Genomic DNA, 6,141 nt, shown 5'->3' on the forward strand with positions numbered 1-6,141 from the left:
CTCATTTAATCTCCCCTTAAGCTTATTAGGAATATAATCTCATTTCTTTTTTACATTTTACAAAAAAGCCTTAAAAGCATTTTTTAAAATAATAAAATAGTTGTATTAAATAATACTTTGATAAAAAGTAGTTTTTTATTTTTAAAATAAAAACTATGGATTATATTATTTTTAATTTTTTCACTATTTTATTTTAAGTAAAAAAGTTTTGTTCTTTTAATTTAATATTGTTTTCAAATCTTATAGTCAATCTTTGAAATCTAAATAAGTGATCGATTGAGCCAGATTATAATTATAAAAAATATAAAGATTAAACTAGTTTTTAATCAAATACTTTTTCTTTGAAGAAAAAGATTAAACTATCTATAAATTATTATGGAGAGTTTGATCCTGGCTCAGAGTGAACGCTGGCGGCGTGCCTAATACATGCAAGTCGAACGATGAAGCTTCTAGCTTGCTAGAAGTGGATTAGTGGCGCACGGGTGAGTAAGGTATAGTTAATCTGCCCTACACTGGGGGACAACACTTAGAAATGAGTGCTAATACCCCATACTCCTATTTAACATAAGTTGAATAGGGAAAGTTTTTTCGGTGTAGGATGAGACTATATAGTATCAGCTAGTTGGTAAGGTAATGGCTTACCAAGGCTATGACGCTTAACTGGTCTGAGAGGATGATCAGTCACACTGGAACTGAGACACGGTCCAGACTCCTACGGGAGGCAGCAGTAGGGAATATTGCGCAATGGGGGAAACCCTGACGCAGCAACGCCGCGTGGAGGATGACACTTTTCGGAGCGTAAACTCCTTTTCTTAGGGAAGAATTCTGACGGTACCTAAGGAATAAGCACCGGCTAACTCCGTGCCAGCAGCCGCGGTAATACGGAGGGTGCAAGCGTTACTCGGAATCACTGGGCGTAAAGGGCGCGTAGGCGGATTATCAAGTCTCTTGTGAAATCTAATGGCTTAACCATTAAACTGCTTGGGAAACTGGTAATCTAGAGTGAGGGAGAGGCAGATGGAATTGGTGGTGTAGGGGTAAAATCCGTAGATATCACCAAGAATACCCATTGCGAAGGCGATCTGCTGGAACTTAACTGACGCTAAGGCGCGAAAGCGTGGGGAGCAAACAGGATTAGATACCCTGGTAGTCCACGCCCTAAACGATGTATGCTAGTTGTTGGGGTGCTAGTCATCTCAGTAATGCAGCTAACGCATTAAGCATACCGCCTGGGGAGTACGGTCGCAAGATTAAAACTCAAAGGAATAGACGGGGACCCGCACAAGCGGTGGAGCATGTGGTTTAATTCGAAGATACGCGAAGAACCTTACCTGGGCTTGATATCCTAAGAACCTTATAGAGATATGAGGGTGCTAGCTTGCTAGAACTTAGAGACAGGTGCTGCACGGCTGTCGTCAGCTCGTGTCGTGAGATGTTGGGTTAAGTCCCGCAACGAGCGCAACCCACGTATTTAGTTGCTAACGGTTCGGCCGAGCACTCTAAATAGACTGCCTTCGTAAGGAGGAGGAAGGTGTGGACGACGTCAAGTCATCATGGCCCTTATGCCCAGGGCGACACACGTGCTACAATGGCATATACAATGAGACGCAATACCGCGAGGTGGAGCAAATCTATAAAATATGTCCCAGTTCGGATTGTTCTCTGCAACTCGAGAGCATGAAGCCGGAATCGCTAGTAATCGTAGATCAGCCATGCTACGGTGAATACGTTCCCGGGTCTTGTACTCACCGCCCGTCACACCATGGGAGTTGATTTCACTCGAAGCGAGGATGCTAAAATAGCTACTTTCCACAGTGGAATCAGCGACTGGGGTGAAGTCGTAACAAGGTAACCGTAGGAGAACCTGCGGTTGGATCACCTCCTTTCTAGAGTACTAAAGTAATAAGTCTCACAACTATTACTTCAATCAAACTCAATCATCCTTGTTTAGATTTCAAAGATTGATGAAAAGCTAATTTTGGGGAATTAGCTCAGCTGGGAGAGCGCCTGCTTTGCACGCAGGAGGTCAGCGGTTCGATCCCGCTATTCTCCACCATATAAGGGCCTATAGCTCAGCTGGTTAGAGTGCACCCCTGATAAGGGTGAGGTCACAAGTTCAAGTCTTGTTAGGCCCACCATAGGATTAAGATTTGAAAAAAGGTTTAAATCTAAAGTAAGTATATTTAAATTATATAATTTTTTATATATTTACTTTAGGTTTTACCTAAATGTTCTTTTACTTATCAATGTTAAGAGTCACAAGCAAGTTTTAAAAAACAATTTTACTAAGCTTGTTAAAGAATAAGATTTTATATTTTTCTTTAGTATAAATATTATCTAAAGTTGAGTTTTAATATTTATTTGTAAGTATTAAATGCTTTCCGTCTTGAATATAAAAGACTTATTGTAAAACTTTAACAAGGAAGTGATGCGTTTTAGAATAAAAGGTAGAAGTTAGATTCTAGTCTAACTTTTATGCAAACTTCTTTTTTATAAAGAAGTCAAAAGGTAAGCTACTAAGAGCGAATGGTGGATGCCTTGACTGGTAAAGGCGATGAAGGACGTACTAGACTGCGATAAGCTACGGGGAGCTGTCAAGAAGCTTTGATCCGTAGATTTCCGAATGGGGCAACCCAATGTATAGAGATATACATTACCTTAATAGGAGCGAACGAGGGGAATTGAAACATCTTAGTACCCTCAGGAAAAGAAATCAATAGAGATTGCGTAAGTAGCGGCGAGCGAAAGCGTAAGAGGGCAAACCCAATGCTTGCATTGGGGGTTGTAGGACTGCAATATGTATAAAAAAAGCTTAGCAGAACATTCTGGAAAGTATAGCCATAGAGGGTGATAGTCCCGTATGCGAAAAGCTGACTTTAACTAGCAGTATCCTGAGTAGGGCGAAACACGTGGAATTTTGTCTGAAGCTGGGTCGACCACGATCCAACCCTAAATACTACTACCAGATCGATAGTGCACAAGTACCGTGAGGGAAAGGTGAAAAGAACTGAGGTGATCAGAGTGAAATAGAACCTGAAACCATTTGCTTACAATCATTCAGAGCCCTATGTAGCAATACAGGGTGATGGACTGCCTTTTGCATAATGAGCCTGCGAGTTGTGGTGTCTGGCAAGGTTAAGCACACGCGAAGCCGTAGCGAAAGCGAGTCTGAATAGGGCGTTTTAGTCAGATGCTGCAGACCCGAAACGAAGTGATCTATCCATGAGCAAGTTGAAGCTAGTGTAAGAACTAGTGGAGGACTGAACCCATAGGCGTTGAAAAGCCCCGGGATGACTTGTGGATAGGGGTGAAAGGCCAATCAAACTTCGTGATAGCTGGTTCTCTCCGAAATATATTTAGGTATAGCGTTGTGTCGTAATATAAGGGGGTAGAGCACTGAATGGGCTAGGGCATACACCAATGTACCAAACCCTATCAAACTCCGAATACCTTATATGTAATCACAGCAGTCAGGCGGCGAGTGATAAAATCCGTCGTCAAGAGGGAAACAACCCAGACTACCAGCTAAGGTCCCTAAATCTTACTTAAGTGGAAAACGATGTGAAGTTACTTAAACAACCAGGAGGTTGGCTTAGAAGCAGCCATCCTTTAAAGAAAGCGTAATAGCTCACTGGTCTAGTGATTTTGCGCGGAAAATATAACGGGGCTAAAGTAAGTACCGAAGCTGTAGACTTGACTTTGTCAAGTGGTAGGAGAGCGTTCTATTTGCGTCGAAGGTATACCGGTAAGGAGTGCTGGAGCGAATAGAAGTGAGCATGCAGGCATGAGTAGCGATAATTAATGTGAGAATCATTAACGCCGTAAACCCAAGGTTTCCTACGCGATGCTCGTCATCGTAGGGTTAGTCGGGTCCTAAGCCGAGTCCGAAAGGGGTAGGTGATGGCAAATTGGTTAATATTCCAATACCAACATTAGTGTGCGATGGAAGGACGCTTAGGGCTAAGGGGGCTAGCGGATGGAAGTGCTAGTCTAAGGTTGTAGGAGGTTATATAGGCAAATCCGTATAACAATACTCTGAGAACTGAAAGGCTCTTTGAAGTCTTCGGATGGATAGGAGAACCCCTGATGCCGTCGAGCCAAGAAAAGTTTCTAAGTTTAGCTAATGTTGCCCGTACCGTAAACCGACACAGGTGGGTGGGATGAGTATTCTAAGGCGCGTGGAAGAACTCTCTTTAAGGAACTCTGCAAAATAGCACCGTATCTTCGGTATAAGGTGTGGTTCGCTTCGTATTAGGATTTACTCCGAAAGCGAAGAAACTTACAACAAAGAGTCCCTCCCGACTGTTTACCAAAAACACAGCACTCTGCTAACTCGTAAGAGGATGTATAGGGTGTGACGCCTGCCCGGTGCTCGAAGGTTAATTGATGGGGTTAGCATTAGCGAAGCTCTTGATCGAAGCCCGAGTAAACGGCGGCCGTAACTATAACGGTCCTAAGGTAGCGAAATTCCTTGTCGGTTAAATACCGACCTGCATGAATGGCGTAACGAGATGGGAGCTGTCTCAAAGAGGGATCCAGTGAAATTGTAGTGGAGGTGAAAATTCCTCCTACCCGCGGCAAGACGGAAAGACCCCGTGGACCTTTACTACAGCTTGACACTGCTACTTGGATAAGAATGTGCAGGATAGGTGGGAGGCTTTGAGTAATAGACGCCAGTTTATTATGAGCCATTGTTGAGATACCACTCTTTCTTATTTGGGTAGCTAACCAGCTTGAGTTATCCTCAAGTGGGACAATGTCTGGTGGGTAGTTTGACTGGGGCGGTCGCCTCCCAAATAATAACGGAGGCTTACAAAGGTTGGCTCATAGCGGTTGGAAATCGCTAGTAGAGTATAAAGGTATAAGCCAGCTTAACTGCAAGACATACAAGTCAAGCAGAGACGAAAGTCGGTCTTAGTGATCCGGTGGTTCTGTGTGGAAGGGCCATCGCTCAAAGGATAAAAGGTACCCCGGGGATAACAGGCTGATCTCCCCCAAGAGCTCACATCGACGGGGAGGTTTGGCACCTCGATGTCGGCTCATCGCATCCTGGGGCTGGAGCAGGTCCCAAGGGTATGGCTGTTCGCCATTTAAAGCGGTACGCGAGCTGGGTTCAGAACGTCGTGAGACAGTTCGGTCCCTATCTGCCGTGGGCGTAAGAAGATTGAAGAGATTTGACCCTAGTACGAGAGGACCGGGTTGAACAAACCACTGGTGTAGCTGTTGTTCTGCCAAGAGCATCGCAGCGTAGCTAAGTTTGGAAAGGATAAACGCTGAAAGCATCTAAGCGTGAAGCCAACTCTAAGATGAATCTTCTCTAAGCTCTCTAGAAGACTACTAGTTTGATAGGCTGGGTGTGTAATGGATGAAAGTCCTTTAGCTGACCAGTACTAATAGAGCGTTTGGCTTATCTTAAATAAAGCATCACTTCCTTGTTAAGGTTTTACACCTTTAAATGAGTAAGGTTTTAAACTTGCTTTTAACATTGTTTTTTAAGTATTCTTACTTAAATAATAAATGTGTAAATTAATCATTGTCTTTTATAAATAATATTAAAGATAGAATAAAGAATATTTAAATAACAATGTCCGTGATTATACAGATGTGGAAACGCCTTGCTCCATCCCGAACCAAGAAGCTAAGCACATCGTGGGTGATGATACTACGCCTTACTGGCAGGGGGAAAGTAGCTCATTGCGGACTTGTTAATTTACTTCTTATACTACATACTACTAATTATAAATAATAATTTCAATATTAAGGTTTTTAAAAAGATTATTTAGGATTGTTTGTTTAATATATTAAGTTTAATGTTTATATTTAATTAAATTCTAATTGTTTTTTATATTTTTAGTTATTTTAGAATGTTTGTTTTTAATGGTTTATGGAATGGTTAAGATAGGTATTATCTAATGAATGAGAGGGTTAAGATTATTTAAATTTATTATGTTTAAAATATAATTTATAATTATGTTTTAAAAAGCTGGATAAAAATGAAAAAAGTTATCTAAATTTAGTGATTATTGCTTCATTGTATAGCGTTGCTTTAGCTTTAAATCATAGTTATCATAGCAAGTCTTAGTAATTTGCAACAAGAATATATGGAAGGTAGAAGTATGACTTGTGGGAATATTTTCACAA

At 41.5% G+C, this 6,141-nt stretch carries 2 tRNA genes and 3 rRNA genes; all 5 read left to right on the forward strand.

What is annotated here, in order from left to right:
• The first annotated feature begins 372 nt into the window (after positions 1-372).
• The 5 genes from DU473_RS08030 (at position 373) to rrf (ending at position 5,703) form a co-directional block, all read left to right on the forward strand.
• Positions 373-1,886 (forward strand): 16S ribosomal RNA (locus DU473_RS08030).
• A gap of 94 nt (positions 1,887-1,980) precedes the next feature.
• Positions 1,981-2,056: transfer RNA gene (locus DU473_RS08035), tRNA-Ala, on the forward strand.
• A 5-nt stretch (positions 2,057-2,061) separates the two neighbouring features.
• Positions 2,062-2,138 (forward strand) — tRNA-Ile (locus DU473_RS08040).
• A 368-nt stretch (positions 2,139-2,506) separates the two neighbouring features.
• Positions 2,507-5,415, forward strand: a 23S ribosomal RNA gene (locus DU473_RS08045).
• A gap of 171 nt (positions 5,416-5,586) precedes the next feature.
• Positions 5,587-5,703 (forward strand): 5S ribosomal RNA (gene rrf / locus DU473_RS08050).
• Together the 16S, 23S and 5S rRNA genes with 2 tRNA genes alongside form the textbook arrangement of a ribosomal RNA operon.
• Positions 5,704-6,141 lie beyond the last annotated feature (438 nt).

This window comes from Campylobacter novaezeelandiae, from assembly GCF_004323845.1.
Classification (GTDB): domain Bacteria; phylum Campylobacterota; class Campylobacteria; order Campylobacterales; family Campylobacteraceae; genus Campylobacter_D; species Campylobacter_D novaezeelandiae.